Below are 24,426 nucleotides of genomic sequence, written 5' to 3'. Positions count from 1 at the left end.
GGATTCGTTCCGGCGGCCTTTTCCGTATCTTGTCGTCGCCTCGCGTCTTCCTATGATCCCTGTCAGTTCAGAGGGGGATTCATATGAACAAGTTCGCCTGGGCCGCCTGCGCCCTGATCCTTAGCGCCCATGCGCCGGCGCTCGCGCAAACTGCGCCTGCTGTTGCTCAGGCCGCCCTGCCCTCTGCCGACCGCGGCCTGTTCACCGCCCAGGACCTGTTCGGCATGGAGGTCGCCTCCGACGCCCAGATCAGCCCCGACGGCAGCCGGATCGCCTATGTGCGCCAGACGGCCGACATCATGACCGATCAGATGCGTCCGACCATCTGGCTGATCGACGTGAAGACGGGCCAACACACGCCGCTAATCGCTTCGGCCGGTTCCCACCGCCAGCCGCGCTGGTCGCCGGATGGAACGCGCCTGTCCTACATCTCGAACGCCGAGGGCGGCGCGCCGCAACTTTTCGTGCGCTGGATGGCGTCGGGTGAAGCGGTCCGCGTCACCAACCTGCCCAACACCCCGTCCAGCATCAGCTGGTCGCCCAACGGCGAGCAGTTGGCCTATTCGGTCCTGGTTCCCGGCGACAAGCCCAAGATCGGCTCGCCGCTGCCCAAGCCCGAAGGCGCCAAATGGGCCCCGCCGCTGGAGATTATCGACACCGTCTCGTACCGCTCGGACGGTCAGGGCTATCTCAAGCCCGGTTTCCGCCATGTCTTCGTCGTCGGCGCCCAGGGCGGCGGCGCGCGCCAACTGACTCACGGAGACTTCAATCACGGCGGCGGTCTGTCCTGGTCGGCTGATTCCCGCACCCTCTATCTCAGCGCCAACCGTCGACCCGACTGGCAGCGCGAAGCCGCCGACAGCGAAGTCTTCGCCCTGGACGTGCAGACTGGCGGCCTGACCGCCCTGACCAGCCGCGCCGGGCCGGACAACTCGCCCGTCGCCTCACCCGACGGACGCCGCATCGCCTATCTCGGCTATGACGACCAGCGGATGGGCTATCATAACACCCGCCTCTATGTGATGGACGCCGACGGCTCGAACAGCCGCGTGCTGACGCCGAATCTGGACCGCTCGGTCAAATCGCCGGTGTGGAGCCGCGACGGCCGCTCGGTGTATGTCGCCTATGACGATCAGGGGCGCACCAAGGTCGCCCGCGTCTCGCTGGACGGCGCCGTCACCACCCTGATCGAAGACCTGACGGGCGACGATTTCGGCCGTCCCTACACCGGCGGCGATTTCACCGTGGCCGACGACGGCGCCATCGCCTTTACGCGCGGCACGCCGATGCGTCCGGCCGATGTCCACGTCCTGAAGGGCGGCCGCAGCACTCAGCTGACCCGCCTGAACGCGGACTTCCTCAGCGCCCGCCGCCTGGGCGAGGTGCGCCGCATCCAGGTCGCCTCGTCTCACGACCAGCGCGCGGTCGAAAGCTGGCTGACCCTGCCGGCCGACTACGTCGAGGGCCAGAGCTATCCGCTGGTGCTGGAAATCCATGGCGGCCCGTTCGCCGCCTATGGCCCGCACTTCGCAACCGACAATCAGCTGTTCGCAGCCGCCGGATACGCCGTGCTGTCGGTCAACCCGCGCGGCTCGACCTCCTATGGGGACGAGTTCGCCAACCTGATCCACCACAACTATCCGTCGAACGACTATGACGACCTGATCAGCAGCGTCGACGCCATCATCGCTCAGGGGATCGCCGATCCCAACCGCCTGTTCGTCACCGGCGGCTCGGGCGGCGGCGTGCTGACCAGTTGGATCGTCGGCAAGACCGACCGCTTCAAGGCCGCCGTGGTCCAGAAGCCCGTCATCGACTGGGCCAGCTTCGTGCTGACCGCCGACAATCCCGCCTTCTTCGCCCGCTACTGGTTCGGCGAGTTCCCGTGGGAGAACCCGGAGGCCTATTGGCGCCGGTCGCCGCTCTCACTGGTCGGCAACGTCAAGACCCCGACGATGGTCGTCGTCGGCGACGAGGACTACCGCACCCCGGTCAGCGAGTCGGAGCAGTACTACACCGCCCTGCAACTGCGCGGTGTGCCCACGGCCCTGGTGAAGATCCCCGGCGTCGGCCACAGCCTGGCCGTTCGCCCGTCCCAGAACGCCGCGCGCATGAACGCCATGATCGAGTGGTTCGAACGCTATAAGGACGGCGCCCCGACCACGACGGCGCAGTAAGAGCCTCCCCGCGTCCGTCCGGCGACGGGCGCGGGGGCCAGCGTGGCGTTAGTTGACTTTTAACCAGAACACTTACAGAACATCACCAACGGTTCACGCCTTGTTCTGGATTCGCCGCCATGCTCACGAAGAAACAGCACGAACTCCTGATGTTCATTCATGAGCGCATTCGGGAAACGGGCGTGTCGCCCTCCTTCGACGAGATGAAGGAGGCGCTGGACCTGGCGTCCAAGTCGGGCATCCACCGCCTGATCACGGCGCTTGAGGAACGCGGCTTCATCCGCCGTCTGGCCCACCGCGCTCGCGCGCTGGAGGTGGTGAAACTGCCAGAACAGGCGACGACCGCTGCTCCGGCCAAGGGACGCGCCCCCTTCAAGCCCGACGTGATCCAGGGCGGCGGCCTCAACCCGCGCCCGTCCGTCGCCGAGGCCGCCAACGATGTCCGCGACCTTCCCCTGTTGGGCAAGATCGCCGCCGGCACCCCCATCGCCGCCATCCAGCACGAACGCGAGCGCCTGCCGGTCCCCGAAGCCATGCTGGGCGCGGGCGAACACTATCTGCTGGAAATCGAAGGCGATTCCATGATCGAGGCCGGTATCCTCGACGGCGATACCGTCATCATCAAGCGAGTCGAGAACGCCTCTTCCGGCGAAATCGTCGTCGCCCTGGTCGAGGGCGAGGAAGCCACGCTGAAACGCCTGCGCAAGAAGGGCCAATCCATCGCGCTGGAACCCGCCAACAGCGCCTATGAGACCCGCATCTTCGGCCCCGATCAGGTCGAGGTTCAGGGCAAGCTGGTCGGCCTGCTGCGCCGATATCACTGAGGACGGGGCAGAGGCCCCACGCGCGCCTTCTTTCCGCTCATCCCGGCGGACGCCGGGACCCAGTGCTTTGGCCGCAAGCGGAGCCGTTTGATTGTCCGCCGGCCTCCCCTGGCCAGCGACAATACATGTGGCTCTTACTGGATCCCGGCGTCCGCCGGGATGAGCGGGTTAAGAGAGAGGCCCGCTCCACGGCCGCCTGCCCCGCACTTCGGCCGCCCACAAGGCGCGCCAGCCGCCGGCGTCATCGCGCCATAACTCCACCGAACCGCCGCGCGCATAGTCGGCGCCGTCCAGCACCAATCGCCCTTGGCATGACGACGGCAGGGTTGTGATCACGGCGCGCACGCTGACAACCTGCGCGCTACGGCACATCTGATCCAACTGCTCGGCCGTCGGCGCCGCCTTGCCCCACCACAGCGCCAGCGGCCCCGTTCCGCCGTCCGGCGCACAGAAAGAACGCTTACAGACCCAACCCTCGGGCGACCGCGCGACGGGCTCCAGCCCTCGTCTCCGGGACCACAGATCGATGGCGAACCTGCGAACCGCAGGCCGCACCACAACCGCCTCGCTTTCCAGCCGATAGGCCGCATTCGCTCCACCATCGCCGATCCAGATATCCGGCGGCGCCGCGCGCGGCCAGATCAGCACAGCGGCCGCAAAAGGCAGCCCCAGCAACCGCCACCATCCGCGCCACAGGCACATGAACAATATACCCAGAAAGGCGACCGGCAGGGCCGCCGCAGGGGCGCTGGAAATCGCCTTCACTGCGCCGGGCAGATTGGCCGCCCAATGTCCGATCGCCAGCATGGCGTCCACCGACTGACCCGCCGCCCACAGGAAGGGCGCGCCCAGCCCCAGCGGCTCCAGCGCCGCACCCAACGCCAGCATGGGCATCATGACGAAATCCGCCAGCGGCGCCGTCGCCATATTGGCGATCAGCCCATAGACGGCCGTGCGATTGAAGTGCTGCATGGCGAACGGCCCGGTCGCCATCCCCGCCACCAGACTGGCGGCGCAGGCGGCCATCACCCAGCTTGCAAACCTTTGAACGGCGGCGATCGGCCAGGGAACGGACAGTTCGCGGACGCGACGCGGCCAGACCTCGACCAGGGCAACCAGAGCCGCCGTCGCCGCGAACGACATCTGGAACCCCGGCGTCACGACGGCCTCGGGCCGTAGCAACAGGACGACAAAGGCCGCTGCCGAGAGCGCCCGCATGGTCACGGCCTGCCTATCCGTCAGTATCGCCAGAAAGGCGATCGACGCCGTAATCGCGGCGCGTTCAGCCGGGGGCGGCGCGCCCGAGATGACCAGATAGGTCCCGACCGCGATCAACCCCGCAATCGCCGCCGCCTTCTTGCCCGACACACGCAACGCCAGCCACGGCCACGCCGCAACCAGAAGGCGGACCGCAAAGAAAACGAAGCCGCCCACGACCGCCATATGCAGGCCCGAGATCGACAGGATATGCGCCAGCCCGGAATCGCGCATGGCGTCCAGATCCGGATCCTGGATCCACGTCTCGTGACCGGTCGTCATGGCCGCTGCCACCCCGCCGGTCCGCTCGCCCAGACGCGCCACGATCCGCTCAGCCAGGGCGTAGCGTACGGCATTGACCTTCATCGCCGCCCTGACCCGCCACGGCGGCGGGGCGAGTACCGCCGGACGCGTCGGGCCCAGGGCGAACAGGATCCCGCCCATCCCCTTGAAATAGGCGTTGCGGCCGAAATCGTAGGCTCCGGGACTGGCGGGCGGCGGCGGCGGGTTCAGGATGCCGAACACCCGGATCGGCGCGCCGGGCGGCGGGGGCGTCCCCTTCACCGTCACGCGCAGCCGCTCGGGCGTCTGCTCAGGCGCCAGACCCCGCACGCGCACAGGCGCCACCACCACGCGCGCCCCATTCTGGCCGGACGAATCCACATCCATGACCCAGCCCTCCACCTGGGTCGGCGCCATGTCCGCAGGGGCGATCGGCGCCGCCACAGCGTCTGTTCTCAGCTTGGCCACCGCCAGTCCGCCCGCGAAACAGGCCAGCATCAGCAGGATCAGGGTCGCCCAGCGCGGCGCGCCTCTGGCCCGACTGACGATCCAGGCGCCGAGCAAGACGGCGGCGCCCAGCACCAGAGGCCAGGTCGTCGGCTCGTCCTTCAGCGTGAAATAGGCCCCGCATCCGGCGCCGAAGCAGACGGACGACCACAACGGCCAGCGTTCGGCCTGCGCCCGTGCATCTGCGACCAGACTGGCAAATAACCCAGCCATAAGGGTTCGCTTCCCCACGGGCGGGCGTATAAGACCCTGCCCTATGGATGCTGCCTCTATGACCTCACCCTCGTCGACCGTCGTCACCCGCTTCGCCCCCTCGCCCACAGGCTATCTGCATATCGGCGGGGCGAGAACTGCGTTATTCAATTGGCTGTACGCCAAGGGGCGCGGCGGCAAATTCCTGATCCGTATCGAGGACACCGACCGAGAGCGTTCGACGGATGAGGCGGTGAAGGCCATCTTCGACGGCCTGTCCTGGCTCGAACTGTTCGGCGACGAAGAGCCTGTCTTCCAGTTCGCTCGCGCCGACCGTCACCGCGAGGTGATCAACGAACTGCTGGCGACGGGTCACGCCTATCGCGACTTCCTGACGGCGGACGAGACCACGGCCCTGCGCGACCAGGCCAAGGCCGAGGGTCGCGACTTCGTCTCGCCCTGGCGCGACCGCGAGCCCAGCGTCGATGATCTGGCCAAGCCGCACACGGTGCGCTTCCGCCGCCCGTTGGATCAGGCCGTCATGGTCGACGACGCCGTGCAGGGGACGGTGCGCTGGGAATCGGCGTCGCTGGACGACCTTGTCATCCTGCGCTCGGACGGGGCGCCGACCTATAATCTGGCGGTGGTGGTGGACGACCACGACATGGGCGTGACCCACGTCATCCGCGGCGACGACCATCTGAACAACGCGGCCCGTCAGAGCCTGATCTACGACGCCCTCGGCTGGACGCGGCCGACCTTCGCCCACATCCCCCTGATCCACGGTCCGGACGGCGCCAAGCTGTCCAAGCGCCACGGCGCCCAGGCCGTGCACGAATACGCTGACATGGGTTATCTGCCCGAAGCCATGCGCAACTATCTGGCCCGCCTCGGCTGGGCGCACGGCGACGACGAGCTGTTCAGTGACGAGCAGGCGCTGGAATGGTTCGACCTGGCGGGCGTCAACAAGGCGCCAGCCCGGCTGGACTTCGACAAACTGGCCCACGTCAACGCCCACTGGCTGCGGCTGGCGGACGACGACCGCCTCGCCAAGCTCACACTTGACGCCCATCTGGCGCGCGGCCGTTCGCTGGAGCCGGACGACGAGGAACGGCTTCTGCGGGCCATGCCTTTCGTCAAGGATCGCGCCAAAACCATCCCTGAGCTGGCGGATCAAACGGCATTCGTGTTGCAGGCGCGTCCACTCGCGCTCAACGAGAAATCGGCCGGTTTGCTGCAGGGCGAAAGCCGGCAGAGAATCTCACGACTGCGTGAACGTCTGAATCTTTTCCAGAGCTGGGACGTCTTCGCCCTTGAAGCCGAACTTAAGGCCTTTGCGGAGGAAGAAGGCGTAGGCTTCGGAAAAATAGGACCTTCCATGCGCGCAGCCTTGACGGGCGGTTCGGCCTCGCCCGATATCGCGCGAACTCTTTGCGCTCTCGGGCATAACGAAAGTCTCGGACGCTTGGATGATGCGCTGCAACAGACTAAGTGATCACCCATAACCAACTCAGGCCGACCGCCTCCCCGCGCCGGTCCAAGGAAGAACAAGGGGCCTAGATGACTGAACAAGCGAAACCCGCCGGCTCGGCGACCCTGTCCTACCAGGACAAGACCGTAGAGCTCCCCGTCCTTTCCGGCTCGACCGGCCCGGACGTCATCGATATCCGCAAGCTGTACGGCGGCACCGGCGCCTTCACCTTCGACCCCGGCTTCACCTCCACCGCGGCCTGCGAATCGGCCCTTACCTACATCGACGGCGACGCTGGCGTTCTGTTGCACCGCGGCTATCCGATCGACCAACTGGCCTCGAAGTCCAATTTCCTGGAAGTCTGCCACCTGCTGCTGCACGGCGAACTGCCGAACGCCGCCGAATACGAAGAGTTCGAGCAATGCGTCACGCGGCACACCATGCTGCACGCCCAGTTCGACCGCTTCTTCGAAGGCTTCCGCCGCGACGCCCATCCGATGGCGATCATGGTCGGCACTGTCGGCGCCCTGTCGGCCTTCTATCATGACAGCCTGGACATCCATGATCCGGTGCAGCGCAACATCTCGGCCATCCGCCTGATCGCCAAGATGCCGACGATCGCGGCCCGTGCCTACAAGTACCATATCGGCCAGCCGTTCATCTCGCCGCGCAACGACCTGTCGTACGCCGAGAACTTCCTGCGCATGTGCTTCGCCGTGCCGGCCGAGGACTATCAGGTCGATCCGGCACTGGTGCGCGCGATGGACCGCATCTTCATCCTGCACGCCGACCACGAGCAGAACGCCTCGACCTCGACCGTTCGTCTGGCGGGTTCGTCGGGCGCCAATCCCTTCGCCTGTATCGCCGCCGGCATCGCCTGCCTGTGGGGCCCGTCACACGGCGGCGCCAATGAAGAGGCGCTGAACATGCTGAAGGAAATCGGCACGCCGGACCGCATCCCCGAGTTCATCGAGGGCGTGAAGGCGCGCAAGTACAAGCTGATGGGCTTCGGCCACCGCGTGTACAAAAACTACGACCCGCGCGCCAAGGTCATGCAGCAGTCGGCCTACGAAGTGCTGGCCGCCACGGGTCGCGAGAACGATCCGCTGTTCCTGGTCGCCAAGGAACTGGAGAAGGTCGCCCTGTCGGACGAGTACTTCACCTCGCGCAAGCTGTTCCCGAACGTCGACTTCTACTCGGGCATCACCCTGTCGGCCATGGGCTTCCCGACCACCATGTTCACCGTGCTGTTCGCCCTGGCGCGCACCGTGGGCTGGATCGCCCAATGGCAGGAAATGATGGCCGATCCGTCGCAGAAAATCGGCCGCCCGCGTCAGCTGTACACCGGGCCGACCGAGCGCGACTACGTCCCGCTGGCTCAGCGCGGCTAAGAGATCAAAAGCGTAAGACTGCACAAACGCCGGGGCGAGAGCTCCGGCGTTTTTTCTTGGCTTTGCGAAAGATCAAGACCCGGCCGCATCAGGCGCGCTAAGAGTCGAACTCTCCCAGTTCTTCTTCATGAGGATCCGCCATGCAAGGCTATCTCGACGACATCGAACGGGCCACGCTCGACAACGACGACTATCGCCGCGTGCTCTACACCGGCCGTCACCTGCAACTGGTGCTGATGACGCTTCAGCCAGGCGAAGAGATCGGCGAAGAGGTCCATGAGGGCCACGACCAGTTCTTCCGCATCGAACAGGGCGAAGGACAGATCGTCATCGACGGGCAATCGCGCCCTGCCCAGGCCGAGTCCGGCGTCATTGTTCCCGCCGGAGCCCGCCACAACCTGATCAACACGGGCTCGGAGCCGCTGAAGCTCTACACCCTCTATGGCCCGCCGGAGCATCGCCACGACGTGGTCCACCCGACCAAGGCCGACGAGTCCGAAGAGCATTTCGACGGCAAGACCTCGGAATAGGCTCAGGCGACCGGCGCGCTCTCCCACGCCAGGCGGGAGCGCGCCCTCTGCCTTCGAACCCCGCCAGCGATTTCAAATGACGAACGGTCTGGCATGGTGAAGCCTGTCGAGAATCTTCGACCGGTTGAAAAGCCGACTCGGTATCGTGGCCTGATCCAAGGAGAGCTAAGCGATGGATTTCACCCTGACGGAACGCGAGCGTTCGTTTCAGGCGCGCGTCCGGGCCTTCATGGCCGAAAAGGTGCGCCCACGCGTCGCCGCCGTTCACGCCGAGGTGGCGCAGGGCGACCGCTGGGCCGCGCCCCTGCCCTCGATCGAGGCGCTGAAGGTCGAAGCGCGCGCCGCAGGGCTGTGGAACCTGTTCATGCCGCCCGCGCCCGAAGGCATGGCCGAACCGGACGATTTCAAGTTCACGGGCGAGCGGCTGACCAACCTGGAATACGCCCTGTGCGCCGAGGAAATGGGCCGCATCGACTGGGCCAGCGAGGTGTTCAACTGCTCGGCGCCCGACACCGGCAACATGGAGGTGCTGCACCGCTACGGCACGCCTTCGCACAAGGCGAAGTGGTTGACGCCGCTGATGAACGGCGAGATCCGCTCGGCCTTCCTGATGACCGAACCGGCTGTCGCCTCGTCCGACGCCACCAATATCCAGACGCAGATCCGTCGCGACGGCGACTGCTATGTCATCAACGGCCGCAAATGGTGGTCGTCAGGCGCGGGCGATCCGCGCTGCCGCGTCGCCATCGTCATGGGCAAAACCGACCCGGACGAAAAGACCTATCGCCAGCAGTCGATGATCCTGGTGCCGATGGATACGCCGGGCGTGAAGATCGAGCGGCCGCTCAGCGTCTATGGCTATGACCACGCCCCGCACGGCCACATGGAGGTCAGCCTGACCGACGTGCGCGTGCCGGTCGAGAACATCCTGCTGGGCGAGGGGCGCGGCTTCGAGATCGCGCAGGGGCGCCTGGGGCCGGGCCGCATCCACCACTGTATGCGCACCATCGGCGCGGCCGAAGAAGCGCTGGAGGCGATGGCCCGCCGCCTGATGACGCGCGTCGCCTTCGGCAAGCGGATCGGCGAGCATTCGGTCTGGGAAGAGCGCGTCGCCCGCGCCCGCATCGACATCGAGATGACGCGCCTGCTGTGCCTGAAGGCCGCCGACATGATGGACCGTGCGGGCAACAAGGCGGCCAAGGACGAGATCGCCATGATCAAGGTCCAGGCGCCGATGATGGCCCTGCGCATCATCGACGACGCCATTCAGGCCCACGGCGGCGGCGGCGTGTCCCAGGACTTCGAACTGGCGGCGGCCTGGGCGGGCATCCGCACCCTGCGCTTCGCCGACGGTCCCGACGAGGTCCACGCGCGCGCCATCGCCCGGTCCGAGTTCGCCCGCCACGCTGAGGCGACCCGATGAGCGATCTGGACGTCGCGCGTCTGGGGCAATGGCTGGCTGGCGTCCTGCCCGCCGCGCCCGCCGACATCCGCCTGGAAAAGTTCCCGGGCGGCCAGTCGAACCCGACCTATCGGATGACTGTCGACAGCCGGGACTATGTTCTGCGTCGCCGCCCATTCGGCCCCCTGCTGCCCTCGGCCCATGCGGTCGAGCGCGAATACAGGCTGATCAGCGCCCTGCATCCGACCGGCTTTCCAGTGCCCGCACCGCTGGCCCTGTGTCAGGACGACGCCGTCATCGGCTCGGCCTTCTATGTGATGGAACTGGTCGAAGGCCGCACCTTCTGGAACGGCGCCCTGCCCGACCTGTCGCCGTCCGAGCGCCGCGCCGCCTATGAGGCCATGGTCGACACGCTGGCCCGGCTGCACAGCGTCGATCCTGTCGCCGCCGGGCTGGAGGACTTCGGCCGCCCTGGCAACTATTTCGAGCGCCAGGTCGCCCGCTGGACCAAACAGTACCGCGCCGCCCAGACCGACGACCTGCCCGAGGTCGAGCGCCTGATCGACTTCCTGCCGCGCACGGCGCCGGAACAAACTCGCACCGCCATCATCCACGGCGACTATCGCATCGACAACCTGATCTACGCCCCCGACTCCATGACTGTCCGCGCCGTGCTGGACTGGGAGTTGGCGACGCTGGGCGATCCGCTGGCCGACTTCGCCTATATGGCCATGAACTGGATCCTGCCCGCCGACGGCCGCGCCGGGCTGAACGGTCTGGACCTCGAGGCCGCGGGCATTCCGTCGCTGGACGACATGGCCCTGCGGTATTGCGCCGCCACCGGCCGCGACGCCCTGCCGGACCTGCACTGGCACTTCGCCTTCAACCTGTTCCGCTTGATCGGCATCATCCAGGGGGTGAAGAAGCGGATGCTGTCGGGCAACGCCTCCAGCGCCAAGGCCGCCGACGCCGTGGCCATGCTGCCTGCCCTCACCACCGCCGCCTGGCGCGAGGCCCGCCTCGCGGGCGCCGCGACTGAACGACAAGCCGCCAGCTAAGGCTCGGACCAACCCAGCACGCGCAGACGCGGCTCAGGCTTCTGCGCACCTGAGAAGACCAAGCTGACCTTCTTCTCTCCCCGTCCCGGCACATAGTCCAGCGACACGCCGGACCGTTCATCGCCAAACTGGCCCTCGATATCCACGGCGGCGGCGGCCAGATCGCCATGATTGGCGACAACGATGTCGACCACCCATCCGCCCGCCGAGGGCCGAGTATCATCGCGCGTGATGGTCAGGTCCGCCGGCGACGGTTTGGAAAAGGCCGCAGAAGCGAGAACGGCCACGGCCCCGAACAGAACGACACACCCCGCGACGGCGCAGCAGGCCTGCAGCCGCGACACGGACTTCTTATCCATCTGCTCTTTCCCTCGGCGCGCCATGGTCACACCAACAGCCGGGCCGCAGCCGCGCCGACAGACGCCGGAAAGGCCAGGATGATCGTATTGGCGGCCAGCGACTGAACGCCGTGGCCGTCTGCTCCTCCGAACACCCAAAGCATGGCCAGGCTGGATAGCAGGCACAGGGCGTAGCCCGGCAGGGTGAAGTCGAGGAAGGCCCGCAGCGGCGTCTCCGCCTCTTCCTGCCCCGCGAATCCGGCTTCAAACACGATAAGGTGCAGCAGGATAACCGACACCGCCAACACCCCCAGAGCGCCCAAAGGAGTGGTGAGATAGGCGATCAGCCGCATCTCCTCCGTAGGAGCCAAGTTCAGGGCGAAATAGAGCGCCCCGGCCAGCATGAGAAACAGTTCGCCCGGATAAGAGGCTTGGTCCTCCTCACCCTCGTTCGGATCGCCGGACAGCTGACGTCGCGCCGCCAAGGCGCCAAGCGCGGCCGGCACCGCTTGCAAGGAGACCTGCCCCACGGCGGATGCCGGCGAACTCCCATCCAGAACATTGAACATCAACAGAAGCGCGGTGGCGGTGATGAATCCCACGGCCAGAGCGACCAGGGTGTCCAACGCATTGTTCACCAGGCCTCGTCGCGCCGAGAACCCGGCGTAATGCGCCAACCCGAACAGCACCGGCAGCGCCGCCAACAAGAAGAGCAGACGCCGCACCGGCTCAGCAGCAAAGCCGAGCGCCCACATCTCCATGGTCATCAGCAGGGGCAGGCTGAACAGCAGCGCGCCGCCGAACGCCCGGCCCAGGTCCCGTATATAGGCGCCGTCTTCCGCCTTCCCGATATCCTGCAGCGAGTTCATGCCCATCCAACGCCGGCGTCTGACTTCCGCTCCCGCGTCACTGGGCGCCTCTGTCTCGAAAGCGCCACTTCATGATCAGAACGGCCGACGCCATGACCAGAGCGCAGGCGTTGGCGAAGGTTACAGGCCACGCCTGGGTCATGACGCCATAGATCGTCCAGAGGATGAAGCAGCTGACGGTCAAGGAATAGGTCTTGAGGCTGACCGCCGACGCATCGCGCTCCTTCCAGATCTTGTATGCCTGCGGCGCAAAACTGGTGATGGAGCAGATCGCCGCCGCCGTGCCTATGATGTTCGCTAGCTGGTCATTCATGACCGGCCAACGCTAGGCCTGCGCCGCCGTTCCGAAAGCGCGCTTCCGGAATCAGCCGCCAATCACGCCCAGGCGAACCGGCAGATGAGACCCTCAGGCGAACTAGACCCAGGCGTCCAAGACTTCATCGCACTCCGCCGTCTCGATCTGCTGGCCGAACCGGTCATGATAGAGGCCGAGCAAGGCGTCGTGCGACTGGTCCGACGAACTGCACAGGGCGTCGGAAACCACCACCACCCGCAAGCCCAGATCCACGGCGCCGAGCACGGTCGCAAGCACGCACACGTCGGTCTCCGCCCCCGTCACCACCAGGGTGTCCACATGACCGGCCGCAAGGGCCTTCGCCAGACCGGTATCTACCCATGGAGAATAATGCGCCTTGTCCAAGACCCTGGCGGGCGGGGTGAAGCCTTGAAGCTCAGGCAGAAGCTGCACCTTGTCCTCACCCAAGTTCTCGAGCGTGATCGACGACCATCGCTCCCAGTAGCGCCGCCACGTCCCCCGCCCCTCACTAGGCGAACGCGCGGGAATGAACCGAGTGAAGCAGGTCCGGTCTGACTTACGCTCGCACAGGCGTTCGACAATGGGCAGAACGCGCGGCATCCACGGCGTGCGCCAGGCGGTGTCTTCAGCAAAGAGCCGTTGCATGTCCACGCACAGGTGGACGGCGTTGGCCGGGATGCGGCCGAAATGAATGCCAGAAGCCATGCTGAGGCAAACCTCAGATTTTCCCAAGCGGTTCCACCGGTCGCGAACAGGCATGCGCCCATGGAGCAGCCTGCCTGCCAACGCGGCCAGAGCGTCGCCGACGGCGAGGCGAGCGCGTGGTCGGCCCGACGAGCGGCGGAACCGGGCTTCGACCTGCGCCGTTTTCCTGCCCTGCTCAGGAACCCCGACACCATGTCTGATACGGTCGCCGAACCCGCCTTTGAACCGCCTCCCGAGGCGCAGGCCTTCTATGAGGAGGCGTTGGGCCTGCTGAAGGAATCGGGCGTGCCCTTCCTGCTGTCGGGGACCTACGCCGTCACCGCCTATACGGGCATCCGACGCCCGACCAAGGACCTGGACGTCTTCTGCAAGCCCGGCGACTACCCCCGTATCCTGTCCTTCTTCCAGGCGCGCGGCTATCGCACCGACGTCGAGGACGAGCGCTGGATCGCCAAGGTCTGGAAAGACGATAAACACTTCTTCGACGTCATCTTCGCCATGTCGAACGGCACGATCGCCGTGTCCGACAGCTGGTTCGGCCCCGACCGCATCACCGTCTACGGTCATGAGGTCACGATCACCCCGCCGACAGCCCTGATCCTGTCGAAGGTTTTCATCCAGGACCGCTATCGCTACGACGGCGCCGACGTAAACCACGTCATCCTGAAGCAGGCGGACGCCATCGACTGGAAGTCGTTGCTGGATCAGATGGACCTCTATTGGGAGGTGTTGATGGCGCACTTGCTCAACTTCCGCTTCGCCTATCCGACCGAGCGCGGCCTGGTGCCCGGCTGGTTGATGACCGAGTTGATCGGCCGCCTGCAAGCTCAGGTCGATCTTCCGCCGCCGCGCGTGAAGGTCTGCCGCGGCCGCCTGTTCAGCCCGCGCGACTACATCGCCGACATCTCCGAGTGGGGCTTCGGCGACGTCGTCGGCAAAGGCCTGGAGGAACGCCATGACCCCGTCGCCTGAAACCGCCCCCGCCCCCGCTGAAGGCCAGACGCCTCAGCCGGGCATGGAGGCCGGACCGAAGAAGAAGCTGCGCGTCGCCGCCGTCGGCGACCTGCATGTCGGCGAGACCTCGCATCGCGCCTATCGCGACCTGTTCGATCGGGTGCATGAAGACGCCGACGTGCTGTGCCTGTGCGGCGACCTGGTCAATTTCGGCAAGACGGTCGAGGTGGAGAACCTGCTGGAAGACCTGCGCGCCTGCCGCATCCCCATGGTCGGCGTTCTGGGTAATCACGAGCACGAGTGCGGCCAGCCCCTGGAAGTCACCCGCATGCTGAGCGAAGCCGGGATCAAGATGCTGGCCGGCGAGGCCTATGAGATCGACGGCGTCGGCTTCGCCGGCGGCAAGGGCTTCGTCGGCGGCTTCGGTCGCTACATGCTCAGTTCCTTCGGCGAGGCCTCGATCAAGACTTTCGTCAATGAAGCGGTGGAAGACGCCAACCTTATCGAGAATTCGATCCGCACCCTGCGCACCGAACGAAGCGTCGTGCTGCTCCACTACGCCCCGGTCGTGGACACGGTGATCGGCGAGCCGCCCGAGATTCACGCCTTCCTCGGCTCGTCACGCTTGGCCGAGGTCGTCGACCGCTATGAGAACGTTAAGCTGGTGCTGCATGGTCACGCCCATCGCGGGGCGCCGGAAGGCCGCACGGCGCGCGGCGTTCCGGTCTACAACGTCGCCCTGCCCGTGCTGCGGACGCTGGGCGACACCCCCTATCGCGTGTTCGAGGTCTGAAAGCTCAGGCGATCCCGGCGCCGCCGGTGACGCCCCAGACCTCGCCCGTGACGAAACTGGCCTCCTGCGAGGCAAGCAGCACATAGATCGGTGCGATCTCTACCGGCTGGCCCGGTCGGCCGAACGCGCTGTGGGCGCCGAACTGTTCGACCTTTTCCTGAGGCTGGCCGCCGCTGGGCTGCAGCACCGTCCAGAAAGGGCCTGGCGCCACGGCGTTCACGCGAACGCCCTTTTCGATCAACTGCTTGGCGAGGGCCTTGGTGTAGGTGACGATCCCGCCCTTGGTGGTGGCGTAGTCCAGCAGAATGTCCGACGGCTCATAGGCCTGGATCGAGGCGGTGGTGATGACCGCCCCGCCCGGCGGCAGCTGGGGCGTCGCCGCCTGACACAGCCAGTGCAGGGCATAGAGATTGGTCTTCATCGTGGCGTCGAAATCATCGGTCGAAACCTCGCCCACATCCTCGCGGAACTGCTGGCGTCCGGCATTGACCACCAGGATGTCCAGCCCGCCGAAGGCCTCCAGCGTGCGCTCCACCATGGTCGCATTCCACGCCTCATCGCGCACGTCGCCGGGCAAGGCCAGCGCCTTGACGCCCTCGGCCTCGATCAAGGCGATCACCTCGCGCGCATCGGCTTCCTCTGAAGGAAGATATGAGATCGCAACGTCGGCGCCCTCACGAGCGTAGGCGATGGCGACCGCACGGCCTATGCCGGAATCGGCGCCGGTGATCAGGGCGCGTCGCCCCCTCAGCCGCCCGTGGCCTCGATAGGTCTCTTCCCCATGATCGGGCTGCGGCTCCATCTTGGCGACCAAGCCGGGGGCCGACTGGGGCTGGCGCGGAAAGGGAGGCCGCGGATACTGATTTCGGGGGTCTTGCATGGTGATGCGGTCGGGCATGACGGCTCCTCTGAACGACTGAAGGTCGCCATTCTAAGTCGTGCCCGCCGCGGGCGTTCCCGGCGCAAGGATGGAACGGCGGGATCGGAAGCGACGTTTCCGGCAAAGCCAAGCCGGAGGCATCCATGCCCGATTCCGTCGCCCCGCCTCCTGCCGTCCCCGAGCCGCGCAAAGGCATGCCCAACCCCGAACTGGATCGCGCGACCTTCAACGCGCGCTTTCGCAGCCGGTTCGCTGACCCCGCCTTCGATTCTTTGCGAGAGGAGATCGATCGCTTGGCCGCCACAGCCTGGGACGGATATATCTCGGGCCGCAAATCGCCGCTGACGCAGGCCGCCGGCCAGGGTTTTGCTGATCCCGAATATGAGCTGGCTCTCGACTGGGTGTACGCCCACGCCGCCGTCCGCGCCGCCCAGGCCTGTCACGACGATGCGTCGGCGCCTTTACGCATCCTCATCATCAACGCTTCCAGCCGATCGGAACACACCTGCCCCGGAGAAATGTCCAAGAGCTGGCGCCTGGTCCAGATAGCGCTTGAGGCCATTGAGCGCACCCCCGAGATAGAGGGCGAAATCCTCGACCTGTCGCGGCTGGCATCGGAGTACGGCCGCGAAATCCACCCTTGCAAGGCGTGCTTCTCGACGGCGGCCGCTCTCTGTCACTGGCCGTGCAGCTGCTATCCCAACTACAGCCTGGGCCAGGTCCACGACTGGATGAACGACATCTATCCCATGTGGGTCCGGGCGCACGGGGTGCTGATCGTCACGCCGGTGAACTGGTATCACGCCTCCAGCCCATTCAAGCTGATGATGGACCGGTTGGTCTGCGCCGACGGCGGCAACCCGGACCCCACGTCGACGCAGGGCAAGACCGTCGCCCTGGCCAAGGCTCTGGAGCTTGCCGATTGGCCCTATCCGCGTCACCTGGCCGGCCGGCGTTTCGCCCTGGTGGTCCATGGCGACGTAGAAGGAGCGGAGAACGTGCGCCGATCGCTGTCTGACTGGCTTGTATCGATGAAGTTGTCGCCGGCCGGACCCGACGCGGAGATCGACCGCTATATCGGCTACTGGGAGCCGTACGCGACCAGTCACGAGGCCTTGGACCATGACGAGGCCATCCAGGACGAGGTGCGTTTGGCGGCGGAAGAGTTAGTTCGCGCCGTTATCGCCGGACGGGAAGACGGCGGCCCTGTGGAACCCTCTCGCCGCCCGCCGCGACAGAAATAGGCGAACCACCGGCGCCGTATGGAACAGGCCGCATGCCTGTCGCTTCTCCTCAGAACGAAAGGAACCGCCTTGCCTCTCGCCAACAAGCAAAAACCGCCCATTCTGCAGCGCCCGCGGCGATTGCTGATGGTCGTCGGCGCTCTCCTGGCGCTGCTGCTGATCGTTTATCTGGCGACCGCCGCTACCGGCTTTCTGCGCACCCACAGCAAGGTTCCGGACCCGCAGATGACCGGAGGCGAAGCGCCGCTGGAGCGCGCCATGTAGCGACCGCCAAGCTTGACCGTTTGGAACGGGCTCGCGCTTTCGCTGCTTAACCTCCTGTCACAGGGAGGAAATAATGACCGAGCATCGCTCACGACTGCGCCGTCCCTTCATACAGGGAGTCCGCCATGCGCTTCTATGAAGTGGTGGTCGGCAGCGACAGCGGACCGCAGCGGCATTTGCGCGTGGCTTCGCCCACCGACGCCCAGGCCGCCGACGCCGCCGCTCCCTTGATGCGCGCGCATGAGGCCATTCTGTCCATTCGAGAAAGCCCTGACGACGGGTTGCAGCAGGCCGACGCGCCGCCGCCCAAGACTCAGGCTGAAGAGATGGCGCCCAGCACACCGGGCATGGCCGCTAAGTCCTGAAAATTATCCAAGGAGAAATCGATTATGATCAAGCAAACCGTGGCCGTTCTGGCTGTATCCACCGCCGCCCTGACCTTGGCCGCCTGCAATCAGCAGCAAGCCTCTGAAGCTATCGACAAGGCCCAAGACGCCGTCTCCGAGCCAGTGGGTCAGACCTCGGCCGCGACCATGGGGGCCAATATGGTCAGCGCCTACGTCCCCAACGCGGCGATGGGCGACATGTACGAGATTCAAGCGGCTGACATCGCCCTCGAGCGCTCGCAGAACGCTCAGGTCAAGGAGTTGGCCCAAATGATCAAGGCCGATCACACCGCCGCCTCCGCCGCGCTGAAAACGGCGGCAGGGCAGGCGGCGCCGGACACGACCCTGCCGACGGAACTGGACCAGCGCCGCAAGGGCCTGATCGACAACCTCCGCTCGGCCTCGGCGGCGAACTTCGACAAGACCTACGTCGACCAACAAGTCGCCGCCCATGAAGAAGCCGTCACCCTGCATCGCGGCTTCTCGAACAACACGGACGTGCCCGCCCTCGCGGAACACGCCCGCACGGTATTGCCCAAGATCGAGGCGCACCTGGAGCGCGCCAAGCAGTTGCAATCCAGCCTCGGTTGACGCCCGCCGCGAGGATTCGCTGAGGGGGGCGGTCTAAAGACCGCCCCCAAAGGATACGGCGGCGCTGGATGCCGGCCTGCTGGCCGCCGCCCAGTCGGTCGAACATCATGACATCACCCGCTACGGCACGCTCAAACGCTGCGCTGCCGTCAGACTGCTGGACCAGACTTTCACCGGACGAGGATCTGACCGCCACCGCCGACGCGACGGTCAACGCCGAAGCATTGCAGCCGCCAGCTCGGCCTCGCCGCCTCCGTCCGGCGGCCAGGCGAGCGCCCGCGCGCGATAGTGATCGCGGCGACAAGATCGGACAATGGCGATGAATGGTAGGCGGCGACGGGTTCGAACCGCCGACCCCCTCGGTGTAAACGAAAGCGCTTGTTACCTAACGCGTTGGATTATAACACTTTGTGGTTTCAAACTTTCCGGGTTTGTTCACGGTGTTCTGCGGGGTTTCTGGCAAGTAACTGGAAAGCACGAGCCCCCTCCCAATTCCGCTTGTTCTCATTTCGTTCTCATGTAGGAGTCCGCCTCGGGTCGGTGCTTGAGGAGGACGAACATGGAAACGAAACCCCTTGGCCCCGATGAGGCCTTCGCCCGCGATCTGCAGCAGCTGGATCGCGAGCTGGAACAGCGAGAGCGCGCTGACATCCCCCAGCCGACCGTCGATCTGGTCGCCGGGCTGGTCGCGGGCATGCGGCTTGTGGGGCGACCGCAATGAGTGATCGGGACAAAGAGCTAGCCGCGCTGATGCTGCAATTGACCGGCCTGGACCTTCACAGCGCAGACGGCCGGGCGGGTGCGGGTTTTATCCTGCGCGAGATCGAAGCGAAGGCGCCAGGGACGCTTGCTCGGTTGCGCGCCATGACCGCCATTCATCGCGCCGAACAACGGAGCGCCTCGGGCCTCGCCTGATGCCGCATCGCCCTGCCCTGCACGACGAGCCTCACACCCCTCGCGGCCTCGCCCGCCAGGGCGGAATGCTGCGCGTCATCTGCACCTCGGCTCGCTGCACCCACGAAGCGACAATCGCGCCCCGCAGCCTGATCCAGAAAGGCTACGGCGATATCCACCTCAGCGTAATCGCCAAACGGCTCAAATGCACGCGCTGCGGGGCCGTCCGCCCCACGGTGCAGTTTCCTCTGTGGTGAATGAGGGGCGCCCCAAGCGACCGACTCAGCTACACGTCCGCCGCATGACCCCTGACGAACTAAACGCCGCCCTCGACGCAATGGCCGCCGCCGCTGGCGATGACGCCAACCTTCTGCCCGGCCTGATCACGGTCGAGAGCGGCCATTGGGTGGATGTGCTGTCTGCCGTTCGGGCGACTTGCGCAGCCCTTCATGACGGCCTGCGCTATCGGGACATCGTGGTCCACGTCGGATCGCAGCAGGAAACGAAGGTGCTGACGCGGGCTGAAGCGGGAGAGTGCGGCGCACCTTATCGGGACCCTGTGCCTCGCGCTTGATCTTTCTGCAAACGCAGTTCGACGCGCAATCGTCAAAAGCACCCCTTAGAATAGGGCGACAGCGATGCGGCTGAAATTGCTCTTGCTGCTTCTGACGTGGATTGCTGAGAAGCGCGATAGGGCAGGCCGATCCTGCTAAATACCGGCATGTTCCTTTGCTAGAGTTTCAATCGATCTCACCACTTCTTCTACCCGGTCCGCTATGGCCGATAAAGTTGGCAACGCTTCAATTGCGGGGGAGATGCCTTCGGCTGTAAAAAGAAGCTCTAGGATAAGGCTTACATCTAGACGCACGTCGCCGGCCAGAGGGGATGTCCCTAGTAGAAACCTGTCTTCAACTGGCTCACCGCAGGGGGATGGGGTAAAAAGATTCATATTATGACTCGGGTTGAACCTAACGCCCACTGCGTGAGAAATTAGACCCAACAAAGCGCGATGATCTTTGCGATTTCTGAGATTATTTAATCTTGTTAGTTGCGCATCACCTCCAACGTATGGTCGCATATTTAGGATATGGTCACGTAAATATTCCGGAACGCCACTGTATTTTCTAAGGAATTGACATGAGACATCATCGGCGTCCCTTCCGAAAGGAAATGCTACATTCCGCCCCCCACTTGCGGCGGTGCCGGCGGCCCGGGCGGACGCGAAGACGGCGTAATCCAGTGCTGAGCGAAGGTCGGACAGTATATGTTTTGATGTAATAGCTAGGTCGATCGGCACAGACGGATCATAGTTAGCGTAGTGGTGCGCTCTCCCGGAAGAGGGCTCTATACTCAAAGTAAAAGTACACGAATCTAAATGCCGCCGCCACAGCTCTCTCAGTTTTGTAATATTTGAGCGCGCCGAGCTCACCAGAGCGCGAGTTTGTAGAAAGTCGCTCATAACTCACCAAATATGGACATGCATGATGGTTTAGCCCCAGCGCTCACGGTACACGGCAGTAGTATGCCAACTCTTGATTGAATTGCACACTAAAGCCCGCGAGCGCGCCAAGCCTACAAACGAAGAAAGCCCCGCCACCCGGTGAGGGCGACGGGGCGAAAATGGAGGCCTGACCTCCGAAGAGGGCGGGCCAGAGACGACGTTCTTAAGAAACGATCAACGCCAACCTCTTCATGCAGTCTACCATTTCGATGGCAGCCTTCGTTTCACAGGCGCTGCCATAACCCTGCCCAGCAGCAGCGCAGGCAGCCACAGCAGAATCGTACTGTTGCATGCATTCCAGTGGGCTGGCGTTAGCAGCGGGGACACCGACCAGCATTGAACCCGCGAAAGACGCGGCAATAATCAGCTTCTTCATCTTTTCTCTCCCAAACGGCTCCGTTGCCGCTCGAGCATATTAGAAAACATCGCTCTTTCAGAAACTGACATTCCTGTGAGTTTGGGAATGGAGTGCGTAGCGGAGCCCGAGGGCTCGACGCCGGTTCATATTGGCGACGCCACCGAAATGATCAGCCCGGCCTGAGGCGAGCCCACCACGGCCGCCCTATTCGCTCGACGGCCTCCGCATCCCTCGCCTCACAAGCTCGCACGATGCCGATCACATCCGCCGTCCGCCCATTGGCCGCCCTGAGCGCCCCAGTCTGCGCCACCCCGAAAGCCATCCAGTCCCGCTCGTCGGAGGGCTCCAGCGGAAGGGAGGCGGACGGGACAGGCTCAGTCCACCCGGCCGGGATCAGCGCGGAACACGGCGCACTGTGCATCACGGTAATCGGAGAGCTGGCACACCCTGCGGCGAGCAGCATCAGCGGCAGCATTGCGATCAGGCGCATGGCGGATTTCCTTTTCGGCTTGGGTGACGATGGAAGCGGTGAACTGGTCGCGAGCGTCGGCCCGGTCGCGGATGGCGCTGGCGTCCTGCGCGGCGGCCGTGCGCCCCTCGGTGAGGGTTTTGTGCGCATCAGCCTGCCGAGTGCGGTCAGCGGCCCTCTGGCGGTCATCGGCGACGCACATGGTCAGTAGGATCAGCGCGAGCGCCAGACAGGCGACCGCAAGCCAGCCGGTGGCGGTGAGGGTGCGGAGCCAGTTCATAGCGCCAGCTCGAAATGCGGGCTGTCGGTCTCGCCGCGCTCACGCGGCTTGCCGTTGCGGTTCCAGTCGGCGCCCCAGCGGATCGGAACGCCCAGCTCGGCCGACGCCGCGAACATGGCCTTGGCGATGGCGTCGAACTTCGGGAACCGCACCGGCCCCTCCCAGTCCACCGGGAACGGGATCAGATCGACGGCGTGGCCATAGCCCGTCTGTGCATTGACGAAGTGGTTGCTGGTCAGCGTCCAGGTGACCTTAGCGCCGGGCTTCGTGCGGCCCTGCGCATAAAGCTCGCGCTGGCGGCGCGGCGTGCGAACGCCCTCCAGCACAGAGAAGTCGACGGTTGATAGCTGGATGGCCCGCTCGACCACGCGGACGAGATCCGGGTGAACGCCAGCGAGCCGGGCACGCGACTGCGCACCAAGGCGAAAGGCCATGATGGTCTCCAGTTCAGGTTTTCAGATGGGATTGGCGAACCGAGTTCGGGGACTCGACTCTTTAAGCGGGGCCGTGGTTAGCCTGCGTCGTCGCGGTGACGACGCCAACGGAGAGGCAGATGACATCCACGCTTCACGCCCACGCCAGCGCTTCAGAGGCTGCTCGAGGGGCGGCAGAAAATATGGTGTTGGGCTTCTTCACCCAGCCGCTGGCAGGCAATGACGATATTCCCGGCCTTCGACATCCTGCAGTTCATGTTCTTTTTGGACCGCCGGGCGGCCCAGCAAAGCAGGTGATAGGAATGCTGGACACTGGCGCTGACCTCTGCCGAATCGATGCGGAGCTTGGCGCTAACTGCGCAGAGGATGGTTTCCAGTCCGGATGGGCAGTGGGCATTGCAACAAGCCGGCCACGCAAGGTGGGTATAATAGGGCTCGTGGGCAGCGACTTCACGTTAACGGGCAGCTTTGCAACCGCCGACCTGCGATCATCAGGAATGAAGTATGACATCCTGCTGGGGATGGACTTCATCCAACATTTTCATCTGACCGTCGGCCCTAAAGGCGGTGAAATTCGGCTGACCTGGTGAGCCGCCGACAGAATATCTCGGGCCGCTGATCGATACTTTGGCAGCGCTGGCTCGCGATGCCGCCATCTCGGGCTGTAGAACTGCGGATCGCCAGTTCGATTCTGGCCCTTCAACTTCCAAGCGATCCGTCCCAAATGACGAACGTCGCGCTTCTCGACCCCTGACGATGGCGCAACCTTTCGAGCGGCACGCAGCTTCGGAGCAGGCGCAAGTCTGTGCCATTTGAGCGATGGTATTCAACGCGTTCTCCAGTTCAGTTTTCGCAGGATGCGCACGGCGTGCGCGTATGGCAGCCTCACCCTCGGGAGGGCGACTGCATGGATGTGAACAGCTTGATCTGGCCCTGGTGGGTTCAGGCGCTGCTGGGTGCGGCAGGGCTGATCTGGTCGCTGGACACCTGGACTAAGCTACGTAAGCGGCCACCGTGGGCGCCGGGTCTCGTCCCGGCCACGAAGGGGCTGACGATCTGCAGTGTGATCCTGCTGGTTGCGGGGCTGTGGCGCTGGCTCGCCTAGGGGGGTGTGCAAGGCTCGCCAACGATGAGGTACGCTCTGGGGTGCAAAAAAGGAGCTTCCCCTATGAGCAACGCTGAGGCTAAACGCCAAGCAAGGAACCAGATCGCCGACCTGAAAATGGAGCGGGCGCGAGCCTCGGGCACCGTTACGCAGGCTTGGCGTTCAGCAGCAGCCCGTGCAATCCGGTTTGCGCGCAATGCGGGGCTGGATCGTGAAGAGATTACAGACTTCGTGAAAGACCGAACGATCCTGGTGTTTCCAGTCTAACTTGGCTCTGTCTTCGCCTTGGCGATCTCGACCTCGGCCGATTGTTTTCCCGTCTTGGCCACTTCCCAGGCTTTGCCGATGTAGAGCGCGCCGACACCTGCGAAGACGCCGCCGATGAAGATGGCGCCGTCGTTCCCGTTCTCAACCCGATAGGCGATCACGATGGTGGCCCACGATGCGGCGAACGATGTTGCGATGATGGCGAACGGCCGAGCCAGATCGCCGATGAAGCTCTTGATGCGCTCAAGCCGGGTCGGGGGCGGCTGGATAGGGGTGTGCGTCATGCTCCGGCTCCGTTCTTGACGCTAATGCCTGCGATAAAGGCGGCGATGCCGGCCAGCAGCCAGGGCGCGGTCTGACGCAGCCAGTCGACCAGGGCCTTGGCGCCCTTCTGCTGGTCGCGGGTCCCCTCCAGATCATCGATCCGCTTGAAGGCGGCGGACAGGCGATCGTTCAGGGCTTCGATCTGACGTTCGTACTCGCGCGCCTCCAGTTTGATGACCCGCTCGCGCACGTCATCGACCTTGGCGTTCATCCGCTCGACCTGACGGCCAAGCGCTGACACCGCGTCGGTCAGACCGCGCATGGCATGGATTTCGGCCATGCTGACGGCCTCCGGCTTGGTGACCGGAGTGATGATCTCGTCGCCTGCGGACATGCGGGCTCCTACGCGATGGGTTGTCAGGA

At 65.0% G+C, this 24,426-nt stretch carries 32 protein-coding genes; 21 read left to right on the top strand and 11 right to left on the bottom strand.

Features of this window, described 5'->3' with window-relative positions:
• The first annotated feature begins 83 nt into the window (after window positions 1–83).
• On the top strand, window positions 84–2,177 hold the full coding sequence (locus tag H556_RS0100320; protein WP_024352539.1) for a S9 family peptidase: 2,094 nt from the start codon (window positions 84–86) through the stop codon (window positions 2,175–2,177).
• Between the two features lie 119 nt (window positions 2,178–2,296).
• Window positions 2,297–3,001 carry a transcriptional repressor LexA gene (gene lexA, locus H556_RS0100315; protein ID WP_024352538.1) on the top strand — a complete coding sequence of 235 codons (705 nt, stop codon included), beginning with the start codon at window positions 2,297–2,299 and terminating at the stop codon, window positions 2,999–3,001.
• Window positions 3,002–3,169: 168 nt separating this feature from the next.
• Here the strand turns inward: lexA and H556_RS0100310 are convergent, their stop codons facing one another.
• Complete coding sequence (locus tag H556_RS0100310) at window positions 3,170–5,260, bottom strand: ComEC/Rec2 family competence protein (protein WP_024352537.1); 2,091 nt, start codon at window positions 5,258–5,260, stop codon at window positions 3,170–3,172.
• 58 nt (window positions 5,261–5,318) lie between these two features.
• On the opposite strand from H556_RS0100310, the gene gltX reads away from it, so the two are divergent.
• The 5 genes from gltX to H556_RS0100285 all read left to right on the top strand — a co-directional run bounded on the left by gltX (window position 5,319) and on the right by H556_RS0100285 (window position 11,091).
• Window positions 5,319–6,734 carry a glutamate--tRNA ligase gene (gltX, locus tag H556_RS0100305; protein ID WP_024352536.1) on the top strand — a complete coding sequence of 472 codons (1,416 nt, stop codon included), beginning with the start codon at window positions 5,319–5,321 and terminating at the stop codon, window positions 6,732–6,734.
• A 65-nt stretch (window positions 6,735–6,799) separates the two neighbouring features.
• Window positions 6,800–8,101: a citrate synthase gene (gene gltA, locus H556_RS0100300; protein WP_024352535.1), complete on the top strand. Its 1,302-nt coding sequence runs from the start codon at window positions 6,800–6,802 to the stop codon at window positions 8,099–8,101.
• 140 nt (window positions 8,102–8,241) lie between these two features.
• The gene (locus H556_RS0100295; RefSeq protein WP_024352534.1) at window positions 8,242–8,631 is read left to right on the top strand and encodes a cupin domain-containing protein; all 390 of its coding nucleotides are present in this window, start codon (window positions 8,242–8,244) and stop codon (window positions 8,629–8,631) included.
• 172 nt (window positions 8,632–8,803) lie between these two features.
• Window positions 8,804–10,054 carry an acyl-CoA dehydrogenase family protein gene (locus H556_RS0100290; RefSeq protein WP_024352533.1) on the top strand — a complete coding sequence of 417 codons (1,251 nt, stop codon included), beginning with the start codon at window positions 8,804–8,806 and terminating at the stop codon, window positions 10,052–10,054.
• The gene (locus tag H556_RS0100285) at window positions 10,051–11,091 is read left to right on the top strand and encodes a phosphotransferase family protein (RefSeq protein ID WP_024352532.1); all 1,041 of its coding nucleotides are present in this window, start codon (window positions 10,051–10,053) and stop codon (window positions 11,089–11,091) included. The genes H556_RS0100290 and H556_RS0100285 overlap by 4 nt, the downstream gene beginning before the upstream one ends.
• Here H556_RS0100285 and H556_RS15525 read toward each other — a convergent pair.
• The 4 genes from H556_RS15525 to H556_RS0100265 all read right to left on the bottom strand — a co-directional run bounded on the left by H556_RS15525 (window position 11,088) and on the right by H556_RS0100265 (window position 13,319).
• Window positions 11,088–11,450: a hypothetical protein gene (locus H556_RS15525; RefSeq protein ID WP_024352531.1), complete on the bottom strand. Its 363-nt coding sequence runs from the start codon at window positions 11,448–11,450 to the stop codon at window positions 11,088–11,090. The two genes, H556_RS0100285 and H556_RS15525, sit on opposite strands and share 4 nt — an antisense overlap.
• 26 nt (window positions 11,451–11,476) lie before the next feature.
• Complete coding sequence (locus H556_RS0100275) at window positions 11,477–12,298, bottom strand: TIGR02587 family membrane protein (protein ID WP_029673079.1); 822 nt, start codon at window positions 12,296–12,298, stop codon at window positions 11,477–11,479.
• Window positions 12,299–12,335: 37 nt separating this feature from the next.
• Window positions 12,336–12,611 (bottom strand): SemiSWEET family sugar transporter, encoded by a 276-nt coding sequence (locus tag H556_RS0100270; RefSeq protein WP_024352529.1) that lies wholly within the window; start codon window positions 12,609–12,611, stop codon window positions 12,336–12,338.
• Window positions 12,612–12,713: 102 nt separating this feature from the next.
• The gene (locus H556_RS0100265) at window positions 12,714–13,319 is read right to left on the bottom strand and encodes a cysteine hydrolase family protein (protein WP_024352528.1); all 606 of its coding nucleotides are present in this window, start codon (window positions 13,317–13,319) and stop codon (window positions 12,714–12,716) included.
• Between the two features lie 60 nt (window positions 13,320–13,379).
• Here H556_RS0100265 and H556_RS0100260 point away from each other — a divergent pair, with 60 nt between their 5' ends.
• Together H556_RS0100260 and H556_RS0100255 are read left to right on the top strand one after the other, a co-directional pair.
• Window positions 13,380–14,291 carry a nucleotidyltransferase family protein gene (locus H556_RS0100260; RefSeq protein WP_245559386.1) on the top strand — a complete coding sequence of 304 codons (912 nt, stop codon included), beginning with the start codon at window positions 13,380–13,382 and terminating at the stop codon, window positions 14,289–14,291.
• A complete protein-coding gene (locus tag H556_RS0100255) occupies window positions 14,275–15,066 on the top strand; it encodes a metallophosphoesterase family protein (protein ID WP_024352526.1) in 792 nt (263 codons plus the stop codon). Before H556_RS0100260 ends, H556_RS0100255 begins: the two co-directional genes overlap by 17 nt.
• Before the next feature lie 4 nt (window positions 15,067–15,070).
• Here H556_RS0100255 and H556_RS0100250 read toward each other — a convergent pair whose 3' ends face one another.
• Complete coding sequence (locus H556_RS0100250) at window positions 15,071–15,964, bottom strand: SDR family oxidoreductase (protein ID WP_024352525.1); 894 nt, start codon at window positions 15,962–15,964, stop codon at window positions 15,071–15,073.
• Window positions 15,965–16,089: 125 nt separating this feature from the next.
• On the opposite strand from H556_RS0100250, the gene H556_RS0100245 reads away from it, so the two are divergent.
• From H556_RS0100245 to H556_RS0100210, 9 genes are all read left to right on the top strand, one after another.
• Window positions 16,090–17,190 carry a flavodoxin family protein gene (locus tag H556_RS0100245; protein ID WP_024352524.1) on the top strand — a complete coding sequence of 367 codons (1,101 nt, stop codon included), beginning with the start codon at window positions 16,090–16,092 and terminating at the stop codon, window positions 17,188–17,190.
• A 69-nt stretch (window positions 17,191–17,259) separates the two neighbouring features.
• Window positions 17,260–17,454, top strand: coding sequence for a hypothetical protein (locus tag H556_RS0100240; RefSeq protein WP_245559385.1), 195 nt, complete (start codon window positions 17,260–17,262; stop codon window positions 17,452–17,454).
• Between the two features lie 125 nt (window positions 17,455–17,579).
• Entirely contained in the window at window positions 17,580–17,819 is a 240-nt protein-coding gene (locus tag H556_RS0100235; protein WP_024352522.1) for a hypothetical protein, read from the top strand.
• A gap of 24 nt (window positions 17,820–17,843) precedes the next feature.
• A complete protein-coding gene (locus H556_RS0100230) occupies window positions 17,844–18,431 on the top strand; it encodes a DUF4142 domain-containing protein (RefSeq protein ID WP_245559384.1) in 588 nt (195 codons plus the stop codon).
• A gap of 64 nt (window positions 18,432–18,495) precedes the next feature.
• Window positions 18,496–18,720, top strand: a complete 225-nt coding sequence (locus H556_RS16770; RefSeq protein WP_081650900.1) for a DUF892 family protein — start codon at window positions 18,496–18,498, stop codon at window positions 18,718–18,720.
• Window positions 18,721–18,990: 270 nt separating this feature from the next.
• Window positions 18,991–19,152, top strand: a complete 162-nt coding sequence (locus tag H556_RS16230; RefSeq protein ID WP_155802374.1) for a hypothetical protein — start codon at window positions 18,991–18,993, stop codon at window positions 19,150–19,152.
• A gap of 29 nt (window positions 19,153–19,181) precedes the next feature.
• Complete coding sequence (locus H556_RS0100220) at window positions 19,182–19,346, top strand: hypothetical protein (protein ID WP_162140888.1); 165 nt, start codon at window positions 19,182–19,184, stop codon at window positions 19,344–19,346.
• Window positions 19,346–19,582, top strand: coding sequence for a hypothetical protein (locus tag H556_RS0100215; RefSeq protein WP_024352519.1), 237 nt, complete (start codon window positions 19,346–19,348; stop codon window positions 19,580–19,582). The genes H556_RS0100220 and H556_RS0100215 overlap by 1 nt, the downstream gene beginning before the upstream one ends.
• Before the next feature lie 44 nt (window positions 19,583–19,626).
• Window positions 19,627–19,899 carry a hypothetical protein gene (locus H556_RS0100210; RefSeq protein ID WP_155802372.1) on the top strand — a complete coding sequence of 91 codons (273 nt, stop codon included), beginning with the start codon at window positions 19,627–19,629 and terminating at the stop codon, window positions 19,897–19,899.
• 1,090 nt (window positions 19,900–20,989) lie between these two features.
• Here the strand turns inward: H556_RS0100210 and H556_RS0100205 are convergent.
• The 3 genes from H556_RS0100205 to H556_RS0100195 all read right to left on the bottom strand — a co-directional run bounded on the left by H556_RS0100205 (window position 20,990) and on the right by H556_RS0100195 (window position 22,367).
• Window positions 20,990–21,202 carry a hypothetical protein gene (locus H556_RS0100205; RefSeq protein ID WP_024352517.1) on the bottom strand — a complete coding sequence of 71 codons (213 nt, stop codon included), beginning with the start codon at window positions 21,200–21,202 and terminating at the stop codon, window positions 20,990–20,992.
• Window positions 21,203–21,558: 356 nt separating this feature from the next.
• Entirely contained in the window at window positions 21,559–21,933 is a 375-nt protein-coding gene (locus H556_RS0100200) for a hypothetical protein (RefSeq protein ID WP_024352516.1), read from the bottom strand.
• Window positions 21,930–22,367 carry a M15 family metallopeptidase gene (locus H556_RS0100195; RefSeq protein WP_024352515.1) on the bottom strand — a complete coding sequence of 146 codons (438 nt, stop codon included), beginning with the start codon at window positions 22,365–22,367 and terminating at the stop codon, window positions 21,930–21,932. The genes H556_RS0100200 and H556_RS0100195 overlap by 4 nt, the downstream gene beginning before the upstream one ends.
• A gap of 119 nt (window positions 22,368–22,486) precedes the next feature.
• Between H556_RS0100195 and H556_RS16225 the strand changes: the two genes are divergently transcribed.
• The 3 genes from H556_RS16225 to H556_RS16220 all read left to right on the top strand — a co-directional run bounded on the left by H556_RS16225 (window position 22,487) and on the right by H556_RS16220 (window position 23,739).
• Complete coding sequence (locus H556_RS16225; RefSeq protein ID WP_155802370.1) at window positions 22,487–22,957, top strand: hypothetical protein; 471 nt, start codon at window positions 22,487–22,489, stop codon at window positions 22,955–22,957.
• Between the two features lie 317 nt (window positions 22,958–23,274).
• A complete protein-coding gene (locus H556_RS0100185) occupies window positions 23,275–23,472 on the top strand; it encodes a hypothetical protein (RefSeq protein ID WP_024352514.1) in 198 nt (65 codons plus the stop codon).
• 63 nt (window positions 23,473–23,535) lie between these two features.
• Window positions 23,536–23,739 carry a hypothetical protein gene (locus tag H556_RS16220; protein WP_155802368.1) on the top strand — a complete coding sequence of 68 codons (204 nt, stop codon included), beginning with the start codon at window positions 23,536–23,538 and terminating at the stop codon, window positions 23,737–23,739.
• Here the strand turns inward: H556_RS16220 and H556_RS0100180 are convergent.
• Both H556_RS0100180 and H556_RS0100175 read right to left on the bottom strand, forming a co-directional pair.
• Entirely contained in the window at window positions 23,736–24,023 is a 288-nt protein-coding gene (locus H556_RS0100180) for a hypothetical protein (RefSeq protein ID WP_024352513.1), read from the bottom strand. The genes H556_RS16220 and H556_RS0100180 overlap by 4 nt on opposite strands.
• Window positions 24,020–24,397 (bottom strand): hypothetical protein, encoded by a 378-nt coding sequence (locus H556_RS0100175; RefSeq protein ID WP_024352512.1) that lies wholly within the window; start codon window positions 24,395–24,397, stop codon window positions 24,020–24,022. The genes H556_RS0100180 and H556_RS0100175 overlap by 4 nt, the downstream gene beginning before the upstream one ends.
• Window positions 24,398–24,426 lie beyond the last annotated feature (29 nt).

Origin of the sequence: Brevundimonas naejangsanensis DSM 23858 (genome assembly GCF_000421705.1) — a bacterium.
Lineage (GTDB): Bacteria > Pseudomonadota > Alphaproteobacteria > Caulobacterales > Caulobacteraceae > Brevundimonas > Brevundimonas naejangsanensis.
The sequence above is the reverse complement of the archived record's forward strand: the minus strand, read 5'-3'. Positions and strand labels throughout refer to the sequence as shown.